We start from the raw sequence: 21,784 nt of genomic DNA, 5'->3' as shown, positions 1-21,784 counted from the left end.
GGGGGACAGGGGGCGGCGGGGGTCAGAAGAGGGCGCCGCCCGCCACGTCGGCGTGGGCCTGCACCTCGGGGGCCGCCGCGTCGAGCCGGCCCCTGATGTCCACGAGCAGGGCGAGTTCCTCGGGGGTCAGCGCCGCCACCACCTCCAGCTGCTCCTCGCTGAGGGCGTGGACGTCGAATCCGGCGGCGGTGAGAGCCTCCAGGGTGGGCCGGGGCGCGGCGTGGTCGGTCATGGGTGTCCTTACGTCAGTCGGCGGCGAGGGCGAGGAAAAGACGGGTGAGCAGACCGGTGGTGTGCAGCGCGCTGACACCGACGGCGGTCTGCCGGTGCGCGGGCAGTTCGAGGGCGTCGAGCTCGCGGAGCAGGTCGTCGACGTGACCGTCGTCCAGCTCGGCGTGTTCCCTGACGGTGCGGAACGCGGCGGGCGGCAGTCCGGTGGCCTCGGCGAGCCGGTCCGCGAGCCGGGGACCGGGCGCGTTGCCCTCCAGGACGGCGATGTAGCCGAGCAGGGCGACGGGGTGCTCGTGCTCGATCCGGTAGTACTGCGCCCCGGCGAGTTCCACGACGACCGGGTGGGGCGCGGCGGCGGGAGCGGCGCCGATGGCGGCGAGGTCCTCCAGCAGCCAGGTGTCGTGGTCGCGCTCCTCCTCGGCGTGCCGGAGGCAGTAGGCGGCGAGGCGCCGCGCGGCCGGGTCGTCCAGCTCGGCGCACCGCTCGGCGGCACGTTCCAGCAGCGGTACGGAGGCCCGTACGAGCGCGTGCATGGCGGCCAGGTAGCGGGGGTAGCGCCGGCGCAGGCCCTCCGGTCGCCACAGGGCCGCGGTCGCGGCCCGCAGCACGGGAGTCGCGGGCGCGAGCTTGGTGTTCAGCGCGAGAGACGCGGGGACGGTGGGCGCGGGCTTGGTGTTCGGCGTGAGCGAGGCGGCGATGGTGGGCGCGGGCGCGGCCTCGGGCGTGGGTTCGGTGCTCGGCGCGTGGGACGCGGTGGTGGTCATCGGCCGATCGCCTCCCGAGCGACCGGTGAATCGACCGCGGCCAGAGACTCGACGGCGGCCGGTGACTCGACGTCGGCCGGTGCCTGGACGTCGGCCGACGACTCGACCAGGTGCGCGTACGGGGCGCAGCCCATGCGGCGTACCAGGGCGGCGGGTCCGGCGGCGAACTGCTGCTGGGCGCTGAGCCGGTCTAGGAGTTCCCCGACGGGGCCGCTCGCGTCCCGGGCCGCGTCGGCGAGGAGGTCCGGCCGGTCGGCGAGTGCGTGGCAGGCGCGGCAGTAGCCCGCCGGGGCGGGGGCGCCGGAGCGGGCGTGCAGTCGCAGCGGTCCGGCGGCGCGCAGCATGCGCAGCACAGGGGAGGCGAGGGAACGTGCGCGGACGGTCTGCCAGTCGTCGTCGGCGATGTGCCCGAGGCGCAGGTGCGGGGGCACGGGCCGCCGGTCCACCGTCCACTGGTTGCAGCAGGCGGTGACGGTGCCGTCGAAGGCGATCACCGGCCAGGCGGCGAGGGTGCACGGCGCCGGGCCGGAGCCCTCGGGGCCGGGCGGTGTCGCCCGCGCGAGGCCGGCGGCGGCCGCGCGGCCCAGCGGCCGTATCTCGTTGACCAGCAGCGGGACCCGGCCGCCGAAGGCGCGGCGGACGTCCGCGACGACGTCCGCCGTGTACGGGTCGTCGGGGCCGTTGCCCGTGAGGTGGACGCTGACGGGTGTTCCCGTGTCGAGCACGGCGCGCAGGGCGCTGAGCACGTGAGGGCGCGGGATCTCCCGCTCGTGGTGGACGTCCATGCTCGCCGAGAAGTGGTCGAGGGCGGTGATCGCCCGCATGATCCGGTCCGGGACGCGTCCGTCGCGGGCGAAGAACATCCCGCTGAGCAGGGCCACCCGCGAGCCCTTCGCCCGGGCGAGGCGAGCGAGCCGGGCGGCGAGGCCGGGCAGCAGCAGCGGTTCGCCGCCCGTGAGCATGACCGCCTCGGGGCGGTCGTCGGTGCCGAACGAGTCGACGAAGCGCAGCAGTTGCTCCTGGTCGGGCCGTTCGGAGGCCGACGGCGAGGATCCGGTGGAGCAGTGCGCGCAGCTCATGGGGCAGCGTCGGGTCAGCGCCACCAGGAGGCCGCCGCACGGGACGGGGCGCAGTCCGATGAGCTCCGCCAGTTCCACGGCGCCTCCTCAGGGTCGACCGCCGCGTGCTCGTGCCGCGCGCGGGGCATGGCCCGAAGCGTGCCCGGGCGCGGCACACTTCCGGTTCGCGAACGCCTGGGGATCGGTTAAGCACCAGGTCGGCGCCGCCGGGGGCCGACGTGGGACGGTGCCGGTGCTGGGCGGGACCGGCCGTGTCCGGCCCGTGTCGTCGGCGTATACCGGCGCCGAACCGGCGGTCAGGCGTTCCCATACCGCGGCTGCCTAGGTTCCTGCTCAGCCGGCGCAGCGACGCCGTCGACCGAGGAGGACCACATGCCCGAGAACACGAACCCCGAGCCCACCGAGAACGAGGACATCGAGGTCGTCGCCCACAGCGAGGACGAAGAGGCCGAGGCCGGCTGCGTCGTCAACCACTCCAGCGAGCTCAACTGACACCTCGTCAACGAGCCCTGAGCACCGCGCGGGCCCCTCGGTTCCCGGCAGATCCTGCCCGGAACCGGGGGCCCGCGGCCACCAGGGCGGTGGACCCGGCACACCGAGGGAGCGGCACGTCGTGAAGATCCTTCTCTGCCCGCTCAGCGACGGCGGCTACCTCTACCCGGCGATCGCGGCCGGCCGGGAACTGCGGCGCCGGGGACATGACGTGGACGTACTGGGCCGGTCCACCGCGGCAGCCGTCGCGGCCGACGCCGGTCTGCCGTTCGCGGCGGCGGAGGACTTCGGCGGCCGCCGGGCGTTCTCCGCCACGTGGTGGGGGCCCTCCGGCGCGGCGCAGTACCGGGCGATCGTGCGCGCGGCCCGGGTGACGGGCGCCGACGCGCTGGTCACCTCCGTGCTGTGCACCGGGGCCCTGCTCGCCGCCGAGACGCTGGACATCCCCGTGGTGGTGGTCGGGCTCTCCGTCCACCTGTGGGACTACCGTTCGGGCGGGGAGGGCGAGCCGCAGCTGGGCCGGACCCGGGACAGCCGGACCCGTGACTGTCTGCGGTTCTACACCGACCTGCGGGAGCAGGCCGGTCTGGCGGGGCGCGCCTCCCGGTGGGGGGACGGGCCGCTGCTCGGCGACGCCCTGCTGCTGCGCGGGGACCCGGAGCTGGAGTTCCCGGGGGCGCGCCTGCCGGAGCGGGTACGGCACGTGGGGCCGCTGTCCTGGGAGCCGAGGCCCGAACCGGCGGAGGTCGAGGCGGTCGAGGAGCATCTGCGGCGGTCCGGCAAACCCGTCGTCTATGTCCATCTGGGCCGGTTCTTCGAGGGCAAGAGCCTGTGGCCGCGGCTCAACGAGGCGTTCACCGGCGGCCGTTTCCAGGCCGTGGTCGAGCAGGGCCGGTCCACCGACCCGCGGCCCGCCCCGGACGCCGACATCCTGCTGGTCCGCAAGCGGTGGCTGGGTCCGCTCGTCGACCGCGCGGGGCTGGTGCTGAGCAACGGCACCTCCGCCCCGGTGCTCGCCGCCCTGCTGCGCGGACTGCCTCTCGCGCTCTCGCCCAACGGCTCCGAGCAGCCTCTGCTCACCGGGGCCTGCCTGCGCGCCGGTGTGGCCGTGCACTTCTCCAAGAGCCCGTCCGTGGGGGCCTCGGCGCTGCTGGAGTCCGCGTGGCGCGACGACGCCCTGCGCGCCCGCGCCCGGGCGCTCGGCGGCAGGCTGGCCGCGGTGGACGGCGCGGGGGGCGCGGCCGACGCCGTCGAACGGCTGGCCGGTGCCGCGGCCCCTTCTCCGACGAGGGCCGGGCCTCCCACTCCGACCAGGGCAGCCGCCCCTTCTCCCACCAGAGCAGCCGCCCTCCCTCGGACCAGGGCCGCAGCCCTCTCTCCGACCGGGGCCGCCACCCCGTCCCCCGCCGAGGCCTCGGCTTCCTTGAAGGAGAAGGTATGAGTACGCGACCAGCAGGCCTCGACGAGGCCGTGACCAGCCTGTCGGCGGGCGCGCGGCGGTGGATCGGGCTGCACGCCGCCTACCTCGACTCCCCGGCCGCGCGCGCCGAGCTGCCGGTGACACCGCGGGTGAAGGCCCTCCTCCAGCTGGCGATGCTGCGCCGCTACTGGGAGAGGTGCGCGCCCGGGGACGCCGACCTGGCCCAGGTGACCGAAGTGGTGGAACAGGTCTGGAGGAGCGAGGACTTCCCGCGTCTGCTGACCCTGGAGAGCAGGTACACGCGGCAGTTCGAGCTGATGTACGCGGCGTTGGCCCCGGCCGGCACCGCCGCCGGGGCACCGAGGGCCGTGCTGGCCCGGCTGACGGGCGGCAGCTATCTGACCCCGGGCCGCAAGCCGCCGTTCCTCCAGCTGGAGGCGCGGTTCTACGCCGAGATGGCCGGTGCCGGGCACCGGTTCGCGTCGTACGGGGACCTGTACGAGGCGAGCCCGCTGCCCCGGGCCGGCACGCTGGCTCCGGCCGACCTGGACGGCTGCCTGGTCGCCCACACGCTCTTCTACCTCGGCGACTTCGGCTTCCGCGATCCCGGTCTCACCGGGGAGGACCGGGATCGTGCGCTGCGCGTGGTGGAACGGCTGACGGACCACTGCGTGGCGCTCGGCGACTGGGACGTCGTCGCGAAGCTGCTGCTCGCCCAGCACTGCCTGGGCGCCGATCCGCGGCGGACACCGTCGGGAGCGGCAGGGCTGCGGCTGCTCGCCGGGGCGCAGGCTCCCGACGGGGCGATCCCCGGCCGCTGCGCCGCCGAGCGGCCCCCGGCCGGTGCGAACTCCGTGGAGTACTTCCGTAAGTCCTACAAGGTGACCCTCGTCGTGGCCCTGATGACGCTCATCGTCGACGGCGGCCGGGCGCAGGCGCCTTCCCTGACCGGGGCGGCGTCCCTGCGGGAGGAACGATGAGCATCGACCAAGCGGTGGGCACGGGCGGCGCGGTGGGAGCCGGCGGGGCCCTGGGGCTCGGCCGGACCGTGCGCTCCGGACCGGCGGCGGACCCCGGCACAACCCCCGTCCTGCCGTCCGGGGCGCGGCTCCTCGAGGGCGCGCGGAACTGGTGGTTCCTCGGTCCTGGCGGTGTGGCCCGGCTGAGCGGGCGGCATGTCACCGCCGACGGAGGCCTGCGTCCCGAGGCGGAGCGGCGGCTGCGCGAGAGCGGCATGTTCACCGTGCCCGGGATCCACGCGTACGCGCTGACGGTTCTCACCAGCACGCACTGCAACCTGGGCTGCGGATACTGCTTCCAGAACACGGCGCAGGACGAGGGGGGCGGCAGCCGGCCGCCGCGGATCGGGCGCAGCCGCCTCACCTCGGAGACGATCACCTCGATCCTCGGGTTCACCGAGCGGCAGATGGCGGCCGCGGGTCTGGACCGGCTCCGGATCCTGCTGTTCGGCGGCGAGCCCCTGCTCAACCCGCGCGGCTGTGTGGAACTGCTGGAGCGGGCGGCGCGGCTGGCGCCGACCTCGGCGTGGATGATCTCCAACGCGACCCTGCTCACCCCGTCCCTGGCCCGTCGGCTCGCCGGCCTCGGACTGACGTCGGTGCAGGTCACGTTCGACGGGGACCGCGACGACCACGACCGGATCCGGATCGGCCGGGCGGACGGCGGCGCCACCTTCGACAAGATCGTCCGAAACCTCGTGCGGGCCACCGAGGAGACGCCGATCCGGTGGACCCTGCGGGTGAACGTCTCCCAGGAGACCTTCCACGGCGTGGACGCGCTGATCGACCGGCTCGCCGCCGCGCTCGACCCGGCCCGGTGCACGCTGTACTTCGCCCGCATCGGCGACGTGGGCGTCGGCTACGCCAACAGCCTGCTGCACACGGGCGAGTTGGCGGCCTCCTTCGTCCGCTGGCAGCGGCGGGCGCTCGACCTCGGGTTCACCGTGAGCCGGCCCGGTGCCCGCAAGACCTGCGTCACCTGCGGTCACACCGACGGCCGTTACGGCGCGGTGGTGAGCGCGGACGGCACGCTGGCGAGCTGCTGGGAGACCGCGGGCAAGCCCGACTGGGAGGTCGGCACGGTCACCGACGGCTATCTGCCGTCGGCGGAGACCCGTGACCGCTGGATCGCCTGCCAGGACCTCTACCGCTTCGACGAGGACGCGGCAACGCTCGCGCGGTTCCGGGACTCCGTCGACACGGCCCTGCTCGACCATCTGCACGAGACGGGGCGCCTGTAGACATGTCCTCACCTCTGGAGCGGCTCTCCGGCGGCGCGCTGCGCTGGCTGGACGCGAACGTGGAGTTCTTCGACCCGTTCTCGGCGAGCGCCCGGTCGTCGACCCACGGGAAGGCGAAGGCCGCGCTGGAACTGGCGCTGCTCTGCCACTGCGCGTCCCGCCTCCCGGACCCGCCGGACGTGCTGGGCGGGGCGACGGCCCTCGTCCGCAAGCTCTGGCAGGACCCCGGCCTCCCGCGGCTGTTCGAGGACACCCCCCGGTACGCGTCCACGTACGGGCTGATCTTCGCCGCGCTGGCGCCCGACGGCATCGACGGCACCCAGGTCAGTGCGGCGCTCGACCGGCTGGACCCCGGGTTCCTCACGCCGCGGGACAAGTCCCCGTACCAGCGTGTCGAGGTCCGCTACTACGCGGACAAGGCCGGGGTCCGCCACGGTGTCGAGCCGATGGCCGAGCTGCTCCCGCTCAGCCCGCTCGTCGCCCTCCGCGCCGCAGAGCCGGAGGAGGGGAGCCCGCTGACCGTTCCGCAGGCGTACGCCCTCACCCACACCGGCTTCTACGCGAGCGACTTCGGGCGGAGCGCGCCCGGTCTGGGCGGCGGCGCGCTGGCGCACGCGCGGGACCTGGTGTGCCGGATGCTGCTGCACTGCGTCGAGCACGACCTGTGGGACCTGGCCGTGGAGCTGGTCCTCACGCAGTTCGTCCTGGGCGGCGAGCCGCTGGACACGCCCGAGGGCGCCGCAGCCGTGGAGTGCCTGGTACGGGTCCAGCGGCCCGACGGGTCGATCCCGGGAAGGTCGGCGGCGCTTCGGGCGCCCGCGTCGGCGACGGACGGGGAGTTCTTCCGCAAGGCGTACCACACGACCCTCGTCACCGCCCTGACGGCGCTGATCGTCTCTTCGCCGAGGCCGTCATGACCTGGCCGCCGACGCTGATCAACCGCGACTACACCCGGCTCTGGTTCGGCCAGGCGGTCTCCTCCGTCGGCGACGCGGTCTTCAGCACGACCCTGGTGCTGTGGGTGGCGACCGTACTGGCGAAGGACGAGCCGTGGGCGCCGATGGCGGTCAGCGGCATCCTGATCGCCTCCAGTGTGGCCGTGCTGGTCGTCGGACCGCTCGCGGGCGTGTTCGTCGACCGGTGGGACAAGCGCGCCACGATGCTGCGCACCGAGGTGGTCCGGGGCGTGCTGGTGGCGGTGCTGACCGCCGTGACCTTCCTGCCGGCCGCCGCCCTCGCCGACGGGGTGTGGCTGGCCCTGGTCTATGTGACCGTCCTGCTGCTGCATTCGGCCGGCCAGTTCTTCGCCCCGGCGCGCTTCGCGGTCCTGGCCGACCTGGTGACCGGGGAGGCGGACCGGGCCCGCGCGGCGGGCATCGCGCAGGCGACCGGTGAGACGGCCTGGATCATCGGACCGCCCCTCGCCGCACCGCTGTTGTTCACCGCCGGTCTGCAGTGGGCCCTGCTGTTCAACGGCCTCACGTACGTGGTGTCGTACATCGCGATCCGCGCCATCCGCGTGCCCGCCGCGCGGGACGTGGCGGAGAAGACCGCCGAGCGGCGGCCGGACGGACTGCGCCGGGAGTTCGTGGACGGGCTGAGGTTCTTCGCGGGCAGCAGGTTCCTGGTGGCGCTGCTGGTGCTTGCCGTGATCGGCCAGTTCGGGGTCGGGGCGCTGAGCACCCTCAACGTCTTCTTCACCACCGACAACCTGAACGCGGACGCCCATCTCTACGGATACCTCGGTATGGCGATGGGCGCGGGCGGCATCGCAGGGGCGCTCGGCGGCGGCCGGGTGGTGCAGTGGCTGGGGGCGCGCCGGACCACCTGGATCGGCCTGCTGGTGAGCGGGGTGCTGCTGGTGGCGTACTCCCGGCAGAGCGGCTTCATCGGCGGCGTCGCCCTGCTGTTCGTCTTCACCGTTCCGCTGACCGTGCTGAACACCGCGATGTCACCGCTGCTGCTCGCGGCCGCGCCGGCGGAGTTCCGGGGCCGGGTGGTGGCGGTGTTCTACCCGGTGACGAAGCTGGCCTCCATGCTGTCCGCGGTGCTGTCCGGCTGGCTCGCGGGCTCCGTGCTGCGAGGCGTCGACGGTTCCGTGGGCGGCGTCGGCTTCGGCCCCGTCGACACCGTGTTCGCCGTGTCGGGGCTCGTCGTCGTGGCGGCCGGCGTCTTCGCCTGGGCCGCCCTGCCGGAGACGGACAGCGCCGCAGGCGCGGACGCTCCCCCCTCCAGGATCCGTACGTCCACCCGCGTCCGCTCCGCCGGACGCCGTCACCCGAGAAGGACGGCCATGCCCGAGAACACGCGACCCGCCGACGACCCCGAGCCGGTCGAGAACACGCGTCCCGCCGACGACCCCGAACCGGCCGAGCACGACGGCATCGAGGTCGTCGCCCACAGCGACGACGAGGAGGAACTCTCCGCCTGCGTCATCAACCGCTCCAACGAACTCTGACCCGTCACGTCGACGGATGAGGGAGGATCGCGTGACTTCGCAGGCCCACCGCCACCCGGACGCCGAGCGGCAGGACGTCGTCGAGGAACTGCACGGGCTGCGCGTCCCGGACCCGTACCGCTGGCTGGAGGACGCGGAGTCCGCCGCGACCCTGCGCTGGGGCGCCGGGCAGGACGCGCTCTACGCGGCGCAGCGCGCGACCTGGCAGGACCTGGGGCAGTGGGAGGCGCAGGTCGCGGCGATCGACGCCGTCGACCGCGTCCGATCTCCCGAGGTCCGCGGCGAGCGGCAGTTCTGGCAGCGGCAGCGCGCCGGTCAGGAGCACCCGGTGCTGATGGTGGCGGACGCCGGCGGCGCGGAGCGGGTGCTGCTCGACCCGGTGGCGCTCGACCCGTCCGGACGCACGGTGCTCGACGCCTGGGAACCCTCCGTGGAGGGCGCCCTGCTGGCCTTCCAGGTGTCCCGGGACGGCACGGAGGACTCCCTGCTCCAGGTGCTCGACGTGGCCACCGGCCGGATCGTCGACGGGCCCGTGGACCGGGTGCGCAGGACGTCGGTCGGCTGGCTGCCCGGCGGTGAGGCGTTCTACTACGTCAGGAACCTCGACCCCCGCGCCCACCCCGGCGAGGCGCGCTACCACCGCCGCGTCCATCTGCACCGGGTCGGCACCGACCCGGCGACGGACGCCCTCGTCTTCGGTGAGGGGCGGGACCGGACCCAGTTCTACAGCGTCTCGGTCACCCCGGACGGGCGCTGGCTGGGTGTCACGGCGACACTCGGCACCGGCCGCGGCACCGATCTGTATCTGGCGGACCTGCACGACGGTCCGCCGGAGCGCCCGCGGTGGCGGCCGGTCCAGGAGGGCAGGACGGCCGCGACCCGGCTGCGGGCGGTGCCCGGCAGCGGTCCGCGGGACCCGGTGTGGCTGCGGACCGACCGCGACGCCCCCCGCGGGCGGGTCGTCGCCTGCCGGCCGGACGAGCTCCACCTCGGCCCCGGCGCCTGGCGGGAGGTGGTGCCCGAGCGTCCCGACGCGGTGCTGACGCATGTCGTCGTGCTGTCCGGACCGGAGCTGAAGCATCCGCTCGGCCTGGTCGCCTGGACCCGTGACACGGTGGCCGAGGTGACCGTGCACGACCTGGTGGAGGGCCGGCGGATCGCCACCCTCCCCCTGCCGGGCACCGGTGCCGTCGGCGACTTCTCCGCCGTCCCCGGCGGCCATGAGGCCTACTTCGCCTACACCGACTTCGTCACACCGCCGCGGGTGCTCCGCTTCGACGCGCGCACGCTCGAGGTGACGCGCTGGGAGCGCGAAATGTCCGGCACGGCGGGCGCCGACGGCGCTGTCACCCGTCAGATCGCCTTCCCCTCCCGCGACGGCACGACGGTGCGGATGTTCGTCATCTCCCCGTCCGGCCGCCCGGACGTGCCGCGCCCGGCGCTGCTCACCGGGTACGGCGGCTTCGGCCGCACCATGTCGCCCCGCTACCGCGCCCTGGTCCTCGCCTGGGTCAGCGCCGGCGGGGTGTTCGCCTGGGCCGGGCTGCGCGGCGGGGGAGAGGAGGGCGAGGCCTGGCATCTGGCCGGCAGCGGCAGGAACAAGCAGAACACCTTCGACGACTTCGCCGCCGCGGGCGACCGGCTCATCGAGGAGGGCTGGACCGAGCCCGGCCGCCTCGCCTGCATGGGCGGCTCCAACGGAGGGCTGCTGGTCGGCGCCGCACTGACTCAGCAGCCGGGCAAGTACGCGGCCGTGGTGTGCAGTTCGCCGCTGCTGGACATGGTCCGCTACGAGCTGTCCGGGCTCGGCCCCAGCTGGACGCCCGAGTACGGCAGCGCGCGGGACCCGGAGACGCTGCCCACGCTGTACGGCTACTCCCCGTACCACCGCGTCACCCCGGGGACCGCCTATCCGGCGGTGCTGCTGACCGCCGCCGACGGCGACACCAGGACCGACCCGCTGCACGCCCGGAAGATGTGCGCCGCCCTCCAGCACGCCACCACCGGCGACGGGCCGGTGCTGCTGCGGCTGGAGCGGGGCGTCGGCCACGGCGACCGGTCCGCGTCCCGCGCCGCGGCCCTTCAGGCCGAATGCCTCGCCTTCCTGGCCCGGCACGTGGGCCTGCCGGCCCCGGAGGATCCCGGCCCGGCGGTCAGCTGAGCCGGGACCGCCGGGGGCCGGTCAACGCTGAACCGGCGGTCAGCTGAGCCGAGACCGCCGGGAGCGGGTCATCCCTGGACCGACGCGGGTGCGGCAGGCCGGGCGGCGTGCACGTACAGCCGTATCAGATGCGGCAGTTCGTACTGGGCGGCGTGGGCGGTGACCTCCGCGCAGGGCGAGGTAACCATGCCGGCCTCGATCAGTTCCTCCACCACCCGCACCGCGTGCCGCTCGTCGCAGCCGAGGGCCTCGGCCGCCTCGGCCAGCCCGAACGGGCCGTCCCCGGTGCCCAGGGCGAGCCGGCCCGCGTCCCGGCCACGGTCCTCGGGCAGCGCCGCCCAGCCGCGGGCGAGCCACCGCCGCACGGACACGTCCCCGGAGGTCAGCTCGTCCAGCGCTCCGGCGGGGTCGCCGAGCCGGTCGGCGAACTCCCGCAGCGGGACATGGCGCAGCACCGCGAGGCGCATCCCGCTCACCCGGACCGCCAGCGGCGACCCGCCGCAGGCCCGCACGATCCGCAGCGCCGCCTCCCGGTCGGCCCGCACCCGGCCCGGGCCGACGAGCCCGCAGAGCAGCTGCAGGGCCTCGGCGGTGCCGAGCGGAGGCAGGGGCAGCCGGTGCACGGGAGCCAGACCGCCGAGCTGGCCGCGTGCGGTGAGCAGCACCCTGCCCAGCCCGCCGGACGGCAGCAGCGGGCGTACGGCACTCTCGTCCGGCACGTCGTCGACGAGCACCAGCACGCGTCGCTCCGCCAGCCACGCCCGCCACGCCTCGGGCCCCTGCGGCGCGGGGCGGCCGGTGAGGGCGCCGGTCTCGGCGAGCACGGCGTCCAGTGGCCGGGGGCGGCCGTCCGGGTCCCGCAGGGAGATGAAGAACCGTCCGTCGGGGAAGCGGTCGCCGAGCAGATGCGCGGCGCGTACGGCCAGCGCGGTCTTCCCGGAGCCGGCCGGACCGGACAGCAGCACGACACCGCCGAGGACGTCGTCCGTCAGCAGGTCGAGGAGGTCACGCAGTTCCTCGCCGTGGCCGGTCAGGTCGGCGAGGTCGGGCGGCAGCGCGGCCGTGGTCGGACATCGGCCCGAGCCGTGCCGGGCCCGCGCGGGGCCGGTGTCAGGGTCCGCCCCCGAGCCCTCGTCGCCCGCGAGGACCGCCCGGTAGCGCGCAGCCATGGCACCGCTCGGCTCCAGGCCCAGTTCCCTTGCGAGCAGCTGCCGGTAGTCGTCGTACACCGCGAGTGCCTCGGCCTGCCGGCCGGACGCGCTCAGCGCGCACATCCACGCGGACCGCAGCCGCTCCCGCAGCGGATGCCGTTCCACCAGGTCGCGCAGCCCCTCGACGACCGTCGGCGCGCCGCCGAGCCGCAACTGCGCCTCCGCCCAGCTCTCGTACGCCGTGAGATGGCGCAGCTCCAGCCGCTCGGCCTCCTCGGCGAGCCGGAGCGAGCGCCGCAGGTCCTCGCCCAGCGGCGGCCCCTGCCACAGGCCGAGGGCCTGCCCCAGCAGCGGGGCGGCCGCGCTCGCGGGCCGCGCCTCGGCGCTGCGTACGAGGGCACGGAAGCGCAGCAGGTCGAGCTCGTCCTCGCTCGCGCGCAGCACATAGCCGGCGCCCGTGTGGGAGAGCCGGGGACGGTCGCGGTCGTCGTCCGCGAGGAGGGTGCGCAGGGCGCTGACGTAGACCTGGAGGTTCTTGCGGGCGGTACGAGGGGGTTCCTCGGGCCACACCGTGTCCGTCAGGGCGTCCACGGAGACCGGGCTGTTGGCGGAGGTGAGCAGCGCGGCCAGCACGACGCGCTGTTTGAGCGGGCCGAGCGGCAGCGGGCGGCCGTCCCGGTGCACCGCGAGCGGGCCGAGGACGGAGAACCGGAGCGTGCCGGGCGGTGCTGCGGGCGGTGACACGGCGGGCTGCGCGGTCGGACGCGGCATCGAGCGGACCTCCGTGGGGGCGAAGGGAATCGGCCGCTCGATGATCCGCCGTGGCCGCCGCGTCGCACATCGGTACCGGGCCCGCAGACTCCTGCCGCGGGCGGGGGCGTTGTGGGGGACGGACCCCCACACATGGGGGCGGCGCCCCCATACCGGTGCGGGTGGCCCCCATCAACGGCGGCCGTGACGCGCCGTTTTGGCCGGTGGCCTTGGCCAGGGCCTTCTGGCGGATCTCCGTGGCGTCGCGCCGAAAGGCCCTAGCGGGGCATGGGTGCCTGCCGGCCGCGTGGCTCCTGGTCCTGTGCCCGCTGCGCGGACAGCGCGCACAGCGCCGAGCGGTCCGCGCTGGCGGTCTTGGTCATCAGGCTCGCCATGTGCTTCTCCACCGTCCGGGGCGAGATGCACAGGCGGCTGGCGATCTGCTGGTTCCCGGGCCGTTCGGCGAGCAGGACGAACACCTCGTACTCGCGTGGGGTGACGCCGGCCGCGCGCAGTTCCGCGGGGATCAGCTCGCGGCCTTCGCGGCGCTGCGGGACGCTGACGCCCGACTGACGCAGGAGGGCCCGGCAGGCCCCGGCGACCGGCTGGACGCCCGCCTCGTGGAAGTACTCCTCGGCCGTCCGCAGCCAGACGACCGGCTCGCCCCACGCGTCGTCCAGGGCCCCCTCGGCGGTCAGGCGCAGGGCGAGATGCCACGCCTGCGGGAAGGCGTCCGCCGAGCGCCGAGCCTCCCGTAAGGAGCGCAGCGCGCCCGTCTCGTCGCCCTCCCGGCCGCGCAGCAGTGCCTCCGCCATGCCCAGGAACATCCGGTTCCAGGCCAGTTGCCCGCCGGGTGAGGCGAGCGCCTCGCGGTGGGCCCGGGGGCCGTCCTCGTCGCGGGCGAGGACGCGCAGCAGGGGGCGCAGCCCGTAGCTGCCGCTGAGGTAGAAGAAGCTGGGGTGTTCCCGCTCCCAGGCCGAGGCGGCGTCGAGTTCGGCGGCGGCCCGCGCGCGGTCCTCGGCCATCAACGCGCCCAGGGCCAGGCACAGTCCGTGCTGCAGGGGCACCAGCATCGACTCCTCGCCGCCGGCCCGGCGGAACCGCGCCAGGGCCCGCTCCTGCTGACGGGCCCGCCCCTGGTGTGCGGCGAGGGTGGCGTCGACGAGGAGCAGATAGCGGTGGGCGGACAGGTTCTGCAGGCGGGCGCTGGCCTCCACGCACCGCTCGACGATCTCGCTGGCCCGGTCCCAGTGGCCGGCCAGGACAGCCTGCATGGCGAGCAGTCCGTCGGTGGTCTGGAGCAGGGCCAGCGAGCCGAGTTCGTGCGCCGCCGCCCGGGCGGACTCCAACTGGGCGGCCTCACCGGTCCGCAGGAACGCGTTGGTGCCGAGCCGCACCAATGCCTCGGCCCGGCACACCGCGAGGCGGTGCCGCTCGGCGACGGTCAGCATGCGCACCAGACAGGCGTCGGCCTCGTCGAACCCCCGCTCGCGGGACAGCAGCGCCAGCAACTGCCAGGCGCGGCAGGCCACCACGGGCCGGCCGCGTTCCTCCGCGGTGAGAGCAGCCCGCCTGGCGGAACGTTCCGCCTCCTCGAGCCGCTCGCGCCCGCGCGGGCCGTCCTGCTCCGGCAGCAGCAGGAGATGCCCCTCGACCACCACCAGCGCCGCCTCCTGCTCCGGGCGCGGCGGCGTCCCGAGCAGGGCCCGGGCCGCGCCGATCCGGCGGCGTGCCTCCTTCGGCCGCTCCGCCATGGTGGCGACCCAGGCGACCTGGGTGTGCGCCTGCGCCCGCTCCTCCGCCGCGCGGGACCCGGCGACGGCCGCGGGCAGGTCGTCGAGCAGCGCGGAAGCGGTGTCCAGACGGCCGGACTCGGCCTCGGCGATCGCCAGTTGCACGGTCACCTCGTCGCGCTCCCCGTCGGGTGCCAGTCCGCGGGCGCGCTCCAGCAGCACGGCCGCCGAACCCGACGCACCCGCGTCCAGCATCTGGCGTCCGACCCGGGCGAACTGGCGGGAGGCGGTCGCCGTGTCGCCCGCCGCCAGCCGCAGCGTCGCGACCAACTGACGCTGCTCGCCCGACAGTTCGACGGCCGAACCCTCGATGACCGCGGCCGCGCGGCGGGCCAGCGCGGCCTGCTCGGCGGGAGGCAGCGACGCCCTGAGCGCCTCCGCCGTCAGGGCATGGCGGAAGGTGTAGCGGTCGTGGGCCGCCCCGTCCGGGGCGATGATCCCGGCCTCCGAGGCCGACCGCAGATGCGCGAAGAGCGCCCGGTCGTCGAACCCGGTCACGGCACCGACCGCCTCGACGGAGAACCGGCCGCCGAGCGTGGCCGCGACGAGCAGCAGCTCCCGCACGGGCTCGTCGAGCCGGTCCAGCCGACGCGCCCAGCTGCGCACCGCCCCGGTCGGCACCGGCGGCTCGCCCTGCTCGGCCAGGAGCCACCCGCCGTCGGACCGGCTCAGCCACCCCGTGTCCACCAGGTCGGCCAGCAGCACCTCCACCAGATACGGGTTGCCGCCCGCCCGCCGGGCGAGATGCCGCTGCGCGGCCGGGGGCACCTCACCCGGAGCAGCGCCCAGACACGCGTCCACCATGTCCCGTACGGCGTCCTCGGCGAGGGACCCCAGCTCCCGTAACTCGGCCGTGTTGCGCAGCTCCGCGGCGAGCGCCAGGTCAAGCGCCGGACCGGGATCGGGCCTCAGCGTGCCGACCAGCAGGACCGGCAGACCGGCCACATTGTCGACGAGATACTCCACGACCGCGATCGTCTCGGTGTCGGAGTCGTGCAGGTCCTCCAGGAGGATGACGCAGCCCCGCTCGCGGCCGAGCACGGCCAGCAGTCTGAGCAGCGCCTCCGCGAGTTCGACCAGCGAGATCGCGTAGCCGGAGGCCGCCGCGGCGGACCGCCACTCCGGCACGAGTCCGGCCAGCGCGGGCCGGTAGGGGTCCAGCTCGGGGTCGTCCGGGGCGCCGGCCGCCCTGAACCGCGACGCCAGCGCCTCGACCAGCGGCCGGAAGGGCACGACCAGCCCGGTGGACGTGGCGCGGCCCCGCAATACCGCCATGTCCTGGGCGTAGGCGCGCAGGGCGCATTCGCCGACGAGCCGCGACTTGCCGATGCCCGCCTCACCGAGCAGGAACACCGCCTGTCCGGCGCCCTTGCCGACACCGTCGAGCGCACTGCCCAGCAGCCCGATCTCGGCGTCCCGCCCCACGATGACCGACGACATCGCACGCATGTGCGCAGGCTACGTGATCCTTTGTGCACATGGCAGAGGGCCGGGGAGCCCCCCGGCCTCCACCTACTCTTTCCGGTCATCGTCCCCGGCGGTTCGCGGGGCGGCGGGTGCGCCCTTGCCTCAGGCCAGCGTGATGGTGCCGGTGGTGAAGGGCACGTCCACCGTGGCGGCCGTGTCGAGTTCCGCCGTCCTGAGCAGCCGGCCGCGCAGCCCCAGCGCGCCGCCCGCGCCGAGTGTCACTTCCCCGACCGGGTGCTCCTGGCCCGCGGTGTCCGCGTTCGCCCCGCCGTCGACGTACCTCACCGAGTCAGTGATCTGCATGGTCCCTCGCCTCGTCCTTCGTGTGGGCAGCAGTGGTGGTGGTCGTGCCGGGCCGTGCGTGGTGCGGTGGTGTGCGGCATGTGGAGTGCTGTGGTGCGGTGTGAGAGCTGCGGTGGTGCGGCCGTGAGGTGCGGTGGGCCCGACGGCGGTGCCGGGGGCGGAAGTTGAGGGCCGGGGTCCGGCCCTGCGCGTGGGGCGTGGGCCGTGCCGGGCATGGGCGTCAGAGCTTGGCCGCCGGGTCGGTCCCGGTCCCGGGGCTGATCGTGGTCATGGTCCCGGGGCCGGTCGGTCGCAGGAGGAGCAGGGACGGTACGCGTTCCGGGAAGCCCGCGCGCAGCAGGCCGTGTCCGATCCCGGCCAGACCGGTCAGCATGCCGGGGTGCGGGACGCCGTCCGGGGCGCCGCCGCGCGCTCCGGCCTGCTCGACGGACGCGAGCAGCGCCCCGGCCCTGCGGACCCAGGGGCGGCGTGCCTCGGGGAGCGCGTCGTGCGCCAGCAGCTCGCACAGTCCGGCCTCCCCGTGGCAGAGGCTGTCGTCGGGAGCCGGGTGCGCCCGGCCCAGTTCCTCGGCGCGTTCCCGGGCCCAGGCCGCGAGGTGCGGGTCGTCCAGGGCGCCCGGCGCGTCCAGCACCGCGAGCGCGATCCCCGCACGCCCGCCGCACCAGGCGGACGCCCGCGCCTCGCCGTCACCCCCGCCTACGGCCGCCCGCAGTGCGGCCGTTCCCGCCCTGCGATGGTGCTCCACGGCGTCGGCGCTCCCTACCCCGGCGGTGGACCAGGCGTCCGCGAAGCGCAGCAGAGCCCAACCGACGCCGGCCGTCCCGTTGGTGAAGGACCCTCCGAGGGAGGTGAGGTCGGCGGCGGCCAGCCGGTCGGCGCAGTCCCGCGCGGCCCGCAGGTGCCCCCGCCCGGCGCCCCCGTCGGCCTGGTGGGCGGCCAGCAGTACGGCCAGCCCGCCCGCGGCACCCGTGCCCAGGCCGAGATCGTTCTCCGTGCGGGTCGCCTCGGCCGCCAGGCGCAGCGCGGTGGGCGCCGCCGCGCGCAGATCCGGGTCGTCGAGCAGACGGGCCGCCTCGGCGAGGGCGTACGCGATGCCGCCGAGGCCCGAGAAGGCCCCGGAGCCCACCGTGCCGAGGTCGCCGGGCCGGGCCGCGAGCGCTTCGAGCAGTGCGGGCACCGGCGACAGCGCCGTACGGGCCGCCTCTGCGTAGTGCGCGGCTCCGGTGAGGGCCGCCAACTGGGAGAGGAACAGGGCCGGTCCGCTGTAGCCGCCGGCCAGGTCGGCGGCCATGGGGCCGATGCGCCAGTAGCGGTCGTCCAGCAGTTCCAGGCCGATCCAGTTGCTGCGGGGACCCTCGCGGTAGGCGAGGGAGACGAGCCGGTCACCGAGCGACCGGGCCGCCGACAGCAGCCGCTCCGGCTCAGGGGCGAGCTGCGCGGTCCGCGGACGCCTGCCCGCGGCGGGCCGGTGCGCGGGCTCGGGAGAGGCCGTCGCCATCGCGGCCCGCACGATCCACTCCTGGTCCTGCCGGTCGACGGTGTCCAGGGCCGCCAGCTTCGCGGAGACGCGGGCGATCCCGGACAGGCCGACACGTCCGACCGGCAGGCCGTCCGAACCGAGGAGCCGCTCGCCGCCCGGCCGGGCCGTGAACAACGGCACGTCCCCGGACCAGAGTTGGGCGATCTCCTCCTCCACCGCACCAGGCTCCGGCAGCACGCCGAACCGGCCGGTGCGCAGCGTCGCGAGGACCCGCTGCCGTTCGCCCGCGTCCTTCAGCAGGTCGGGGTGGGTCGTCTCGTCGAGGAGCATGCTGTACACCCAGGTGGGCCGCAGCACGACGCGTACCTCGTCGTCGGCGAAGGCGGTCAACGGGCCCGGCGCGGCGAGCAGTTCGTCCCAGGCTCCGCTGATCGCCGAGTACGCGGCACGGAACCCCGCGCACAGCGCCTCCACATGGGCCCCCGGCTCGACGGGCGTACCGTCCGCGAGCCGCGGCCGGTTGGCGGACTCGTCGAACCGCCCGGCCCTGCGCACCAGTCGCATCCGGTCGGTGCCCGCGTCCGCCCAGTCCGCCCGGTCCACGGGCGACACCGCCGCACGGCCGCCGCCGACCGCGGACACGTCCAGGGCGCTGTGGTCGCCGACCAGGAGCTGGGGCAACAGCCCGACGCGGTACACCGAGTCGTGCAGGGCACGGGCGGCGGGGTCCTGCGTCTCGGCACCCGGCAGCGGCGGGTGGAACAGGGTCTCCACGTCGACCAGTACCGGATGGGCGCCGACCGCGATCAGGTTCTCGTGATGCAGGTCCGTCCCGTCGAGCAGATGCAGCAGGGCCAGCAGCGCGCCCTGGCGGCGATAGAAGGCATCCACCTCGGCGTCGGAGGCGCAGGGCCGCGCCTCGACGAACTCCACCCACCCGTACGCGCCCCGGTCGAGCAGTTCCAGAGTGCGCAGTTCCACGGCACCGGGAAGTCGGCCGAACCAGCCGACGAGATCGTTGAAGTGCCGGTGCGCGGCGAGCGGCCGCGGCTTGTACACCAGCCGGCTTCCGTCGGCGAGGCGCAGCAGCATCACGCCGCGGCCGCCCCGGTGCCCGTCGCCCACACCCGGCTCGACCCCCACCAGGCGCCCCGGGTCCCGGCCGGGCTGCCCCCACAGCCCGGCGGCCAGGAGGACGCGGTCGTCCGCGAGCCGCTCCAGCGCCTCCGCCATCGCGTCCGCCGCGTCCAGCGCCGCCCGTCCCAGGATCCGCGCCAGCACCGGCCGTCCGGCCAGCAGATCCGTCAGACCCCGCCGGGCGGCCACCCGCCCGAGGAAATGCCGGAACCTGGCCCGGGAGTCGTCCCCGTCGAGCCGTCCGGCGGTGCGCGCCTCGTGCAGTTCCAGCACCAGCGTGCGCGCCGCAACCCGCGCCAGCCGCGCCCCGAGATGCCGCTCCAGGTCCCCTCGTACGGAGTCCAGGTCCACTAGGTCTCGCGCCCGGGCCGGCAGCCGCCGCTCCAGCCGCTCGCCCGCACAGCGGGTGAAGGGCCGCAGCACCCACGCGAAGCCGCTCAGCCCCGGATACTCCTCCTCGGGAGCGAGGGCCTCCTCGGGCGCGGCGTCGGCGGCCTCCTCGGCGAACGCGGCCCAGTCCGGCCGCTCCCGCCGCGCGTCGGCGGGGACCAGTCCGGCCTCCCACCACCGCTCGATGCCCGACAGCGCGGCCGAGGCCCACCCCTGTCCGGTCTCCGCCGCCATCGTCCCTCCCCGAGGTCCGGCCCGCCGTCACCGACAGGCCCGATCCTCGTACGGCGGGCGCGGACACCGCATGGGGGAGAATCCCCCATGTTCTACGGGCCCCCGTGCACGCCGGGCTTGTACGGGGCCCGCGAATGCCGGACTCGGTGCTCAGTGCCCGGTGTCCGTACGAGGCCGCGCCCGGCGGGCGTATCGCGGCGCGGCCCCGCGGCCTCGCGTACCACCTGTACTCGGCCGTCCCCCACGCCTCCGGGCAGGGGGTCAAAGCGAGCGCAGGCCTCCGGAGGTCGAGTGCCGGGGCGTGGGGGACCGGGGCGCGTCGACGGCGCGCTCGCAGTGCGGCCAGTCGCCGAAGTCATGGTCCCGGCTCCACAGTTTCCGGGCCGCCTGGATGTTCCACTCCGGGTCCAGGGCCTGGCGCGGTGTGCCGCCCAGCTCGCGCAGCCGGGTGTCGGAGATCTGGAACAGGCCCCAGTTCCGGGTGCCGTTGGTGTTGGGGAGGATGTGCAGCGGGTCGAGGAAGGACTGGCAGTCGGCGATGGCCACCGCCTTGTCCGGCGCCTCGGGGAACACCTCCCGGACCCGCTGCCGCACCCTCTGCGGCGACCACACGGCCATCCGGACGCGCGAGGTGTACAGCGCGTTCTTCGTCGGCTCCCCGACGACCCCGTTGGCCTGGAGTCCGGCGAGCACCTGGAAGGCCGTGACACGGCGCAGGGTCTGCGGCCCGAAGTCGCCGTCCACGTCGATGTCCGCGCCCTTGGTGTGCAGCAGGCGCTGCACCTCTCGCACGCATTCGTCGTGCTCGCCCATCGCGATCACGGGCGGACAGTTGGCCGAGAACAAGGGCCGGTTGTCACCGGTGCGGGGTCCGCCGCCGTCGGGCGATCTGCTGTTCGACAGGGCCCAGGCGGAGACGGTGACGGCGACGAGGACGGCGGCGGAGACGACGGAGGTGCCCAGCCGGAGCCGACGTGACCGTCCGGAAGGCCGGATCCCTGGCTCGGCGTCGGACAACTCGTCGGGGTCCGGGCCCCTTTCGCCGACTGGCTGGTCGACCAGAGATGCCACCTCGTCGTCCGCGCCCTGGTCGATCTCCGTTGCACCGGCACCGGCACCAGGACTGGTGGGGATCTCGGAGACGGCGGCATCCGAGGCGGCGGCACTGGCGGCCCGTTCCGCGTCCGCGAGTGCCCACAGGCGGTGCAGGGTGCGCAGTTCGTCAGGGGTGGCGCCGCAGACCGTGGCCAGCCGGTGGACGCTTCCATAGTCCTGCGGCACCGAGGTGCCCCGGCAGTAGCGGTGCAACGTGGAACTGGCCAGTCCGGATTTCCTTGCAAGGGCGTCGTAACTCAGCCCGGACCGGCTCTTCAGCGAACGCAGCAGCGCGGCGAACCGCTCTGTTTCTGGGCATCCGGACACGCCTTTCCCCCTTCGGCATCCCCAACAGCACGCTGGTCTGGCGGCTTTGCCGACACTCTGCCACCAAAGGCGTCCCATGGCCGTCCCAATGAACCCGGAATACGCCAGGTAGGACGTGGGATGACGTCCCGGCGTCCCAGTGGGCCGCTTCGGCCTTGTCCGGCCCGGTCGTGTCTTGCCAGGTTCGAGCCGTCCGCACGACCGTCCCCGACCTCCGAGGAGACCAGGCCCATGCGCCTTTCCCTTCGCCGGCACACTCGTACGACCCCGCTGCTCGCGGTTCTCACGGTCAGCGCAGCCGCCGCCACGGCCCTGGCGTTGCCGACCTCCTCCGCGTCGGCGGCCCCGGTCAAGCCGGCCGCGGTGGACTGCCCGTCCGGGCACGTCTGCTTCTGGACCGGCGCCAACTTCACGGGCAGCAAGTGCCAGTGGAACGAGGCCGACCCCGACTGGCAGGGCGGCAACGTCAGGTGTTCCTGGGCCGCCACGACCAACGTGAAGTCGGTGTGGAACGCCGGCACCAGCTCCGCCACCGGCGTCGCGTACTACCTGGGCGCCAACTACTCCAACCGCATCGGCTGCACCCGGCAGCAGCACGGCGGCAACCTGGCGGGCACGTACAAGGTCCGCTCCCACAAGTGGATCTCCAGCAGCTGCGGCTGACCGGGCCCCGGCACTGACGCGGCGGGGGGGGGGGGGGGGGGGGGGGGGGGGGGAGTGTGGGGGGGGGGGGAGGGGGGGGGGGGGGGGGGGGGGGGGGGGGGGTGGGGGGGGAGGGGGGGGGGGGGGACG

At 75.1% G+C, this 21,784-nt stretch carries 15 protein-coding genes; 7 read left to right on the top strand and 8 right to left on the bottom strand.

Translation table 11 applies throughout. The features are described from left to right. Positions 1-22: 22 nt before the first annotated feature. Genes ACZ6SQ_RS23685 through ACZ6SQ_RS23675 form a run of 3 tightly spaced genes read right to left on the bottom strand, consistent with a single transcriptional unit; the run spans position 23 to position 2,152 of the window. Positions 23-232 (bottom strand): aroma-sacti cluster domain-containing protein, encoded by a 210-nt coding sequence (locus tag ACZ6SQ_RS23685; RefSeq protein ID WP_386380242.1) that lies wholly within the window; start codon positions 230-232, stop codon positions 23-25. Between the two features lie 13 nt (positions 233-245). Beyond that, positions 246-995 carry an iron-containing redox enzyme family protein gene (locus tag ACZ6SQ_RS23680; protein WP_469565239.1) on the bottom strand — a complete coding sequence of 250 codons (750 nt, stop codon included), beginning with the start codon at positions 993-995 and terminating at the stop codon, positions 246-248. Further along, on the bottom strand, positions 992-2,152 hold the full coding sequence (locus tag ACZ6SQ_RS23675; protein WP_469565237.1) for a radical SAM protein: 1,161 nt from the start codon (positions 2,150-2,152) through the stop codon (positions 992-994). Before ACZ6SQ_RS23675 ends, ACZ6SQ_RS23680 begins: the two co-directional genes overlap by 4 nt. 535 nt (positions 2,153-2,687) lie before the next feature. Here ACZ6SQ_RS23675 and ACZ6SQ_RS23670 point away from each other — a divergent pair. Genes ACZ6SQ_RS23670 through ACZ6SQ_RS23645 form a run of 6 tightly spaced genes read left to right on the top strand, consistent with a single transcriptional unit; the run spans position 2,688 to position 10,865 of the window. After that, positions 2,688-4,007 (top strand): glycosyltransferase, encoded by a 1,320-nt coding sequence (locus ACZ6SQ_RS23670; RefSeq protein WP_469565236.1) that lies wholly within the window; start codon positions 2,688-2,690, stop codon positions 4,005-4,007. Then, positions 4,004-4,966 carry a DUF6895 family protein gene (locus ACZ6SQ_RS23665; protein WP_469565235.1) on the top strand — a complete coding sequence of 321 codons (963 nt, stop codon included), beginning with the start codon at positions 4,004-4,006 and terminating at the stop codon, positions 4,964-4,966. The genes ACZ6SQ_RS23670 and ACZ6SQ_RS23665 overlap by 4 nt, the downstream gene beginning before the upstream one ends. Beyond that, on the top strand, positions 4,963-6,246 hold the full coding sequence (locus ACZ6SQ_RS23660; protein ID WP_469565233.1) for a radical SAM protein: 1,284 nt from the start codon (positions 4,963-4,965) through the stop codon (positions 6,244-6,246). The genes ACZ6SQ_RS23665 and ACZ6SQ_RS23660 overlap by 4 nt, the downstream gene beginning before the upstream one ends. Before the next feature lie 2 nt (positions 6,247-6,248). Continuing rightward, a complete protein-coding gene (locus ACZ6SQ_RS23655; protein ID WP_469565231.1) occupies positions 6,249-7,163 on the top strand; it encodes a DUF6895 family protein in 915 nt (304 codons plus the stop codon). Continuing rightward, entirely contained in the window at positions 7,160-8,704 is a 1,545-nt protein-coding gene (locus tag ACZ6SQ_RS23650) for an MFS transporter (RefSeq protein ID WP_469565229.1), read from the top strand. The genes ACZ6SQ_RS23655 and ACZ6SQ_RS23650 overlap by 4 nt, the downstream gene beginning before the upstream one ends. Positions 8,705-8,735: 31 nt before the next feature. Then, positions 8,736-10,865, top strand: a complete 2,130-nt coding sequence (locus ACZ6SQ_RS23645; RefSeq protein ID WP_469565227.1) for a prolyl oligopeptidase family serine peptidase — start codon at positions 8,736-8,738, stop codon at positions 10,863-10,865. Between the two features lie 68 nt (positions 10,866-10,933). Here ACZ6SQ_RS23645 and ACZ6SQ_RS23640 read toward each other — a convergent pair whose 3' ends face one another. From ACZ6SQ_RS23640 to ACZ6SQ_RS23620, 5 genes are all read right to left on the bottom strand, one after another. Then, on the bottom strand, positions 10,934-12,787 hold the full coding sequence (locus ACZ6SQ_RS23640) for an AfsR/SARP family transcriptional regulator (RefSeq protein WP_469565225.1): 1,854 nt from the start codon (positions 12,785-12,787) through the stop codon (positions 10,934-10,936). 257 nt (positions 12,788-13,044) lie between these two features. Beyond that, entirely contained in the window at positions 13,045-16,008 is a 2,964-nt protein-coding gene (locus ACZ6SQ_RS23635; protein ID WP_469565223.1) for an ATP-binding protein, read from the bottom strand. 120 nt (positions 16,009-16,128) lie between these two features. Then, positions 16,129-16,329: a hypothetical protein gene (locus ACZ6SQ_RS23630; RefSeq protein ID WP_389330642.1), complete on the bottom strand. Its 201-nt coding sequence runs from the start codon at positions 16,327-16,329 to the stop codon at positions 16,129-16,131. Positions 16,330-16,549: 220 nt separating this feature from the next. After that, positions 16,550-19,570: a type 2 lanthipeptide synthetase LanM family protein gene (locus ACZ6SQ_RS23625; RefSeq protein ID WP_469565221.1), complete on the bottom strand. Its 3,021-nt coding sequence runs from the start codon at positions 19,568-19,570 to the stop codon at positions 16,550-16,552. Positions 19,571-19,831: 261 nt separating this feature from the next. Beyond that, positions 19,832-20,992 carry a helix-turn-helix domain-containing protein gene (locus ACZ6SQ_RS23620; RefSeq protein ID WP_469565219.1) on the bottom strand — a complete coding sequence of 387 codons (1,161 nt, stop codon included), beginning with the start codon at positions 20,990-20,992 and terminating at the stop codon, positions 19,832-19,834. A 231-nt stretch (positions 20,993-21,223) separates the two neighbouring features. Between ACZ6SQ_RS23620 and ACZ6SQ_RS23615 the strand changes: the two genes are divergently transcribed. Continuing rightward, entirely contained in the window at positions 21,224-21,655 is a 432-nt protein-coding gene (locus tag ACZ6SQ_RS23615; protein WP_389330652.1) for a peptidase inhibitor family I36 protein, read from the top strand. Positions 21,656-21,784 lie beyond the last annotated feature (129 nt).

It is taken from the genome of Streptomyces sp. NPDC048600 (assembly GCF_055587025.1).
The sequence above is the reverse complement of the archived record's forward strand: the minus strand, read 5'-3'. Positions and strand labels throughout refer to the sequence as shown.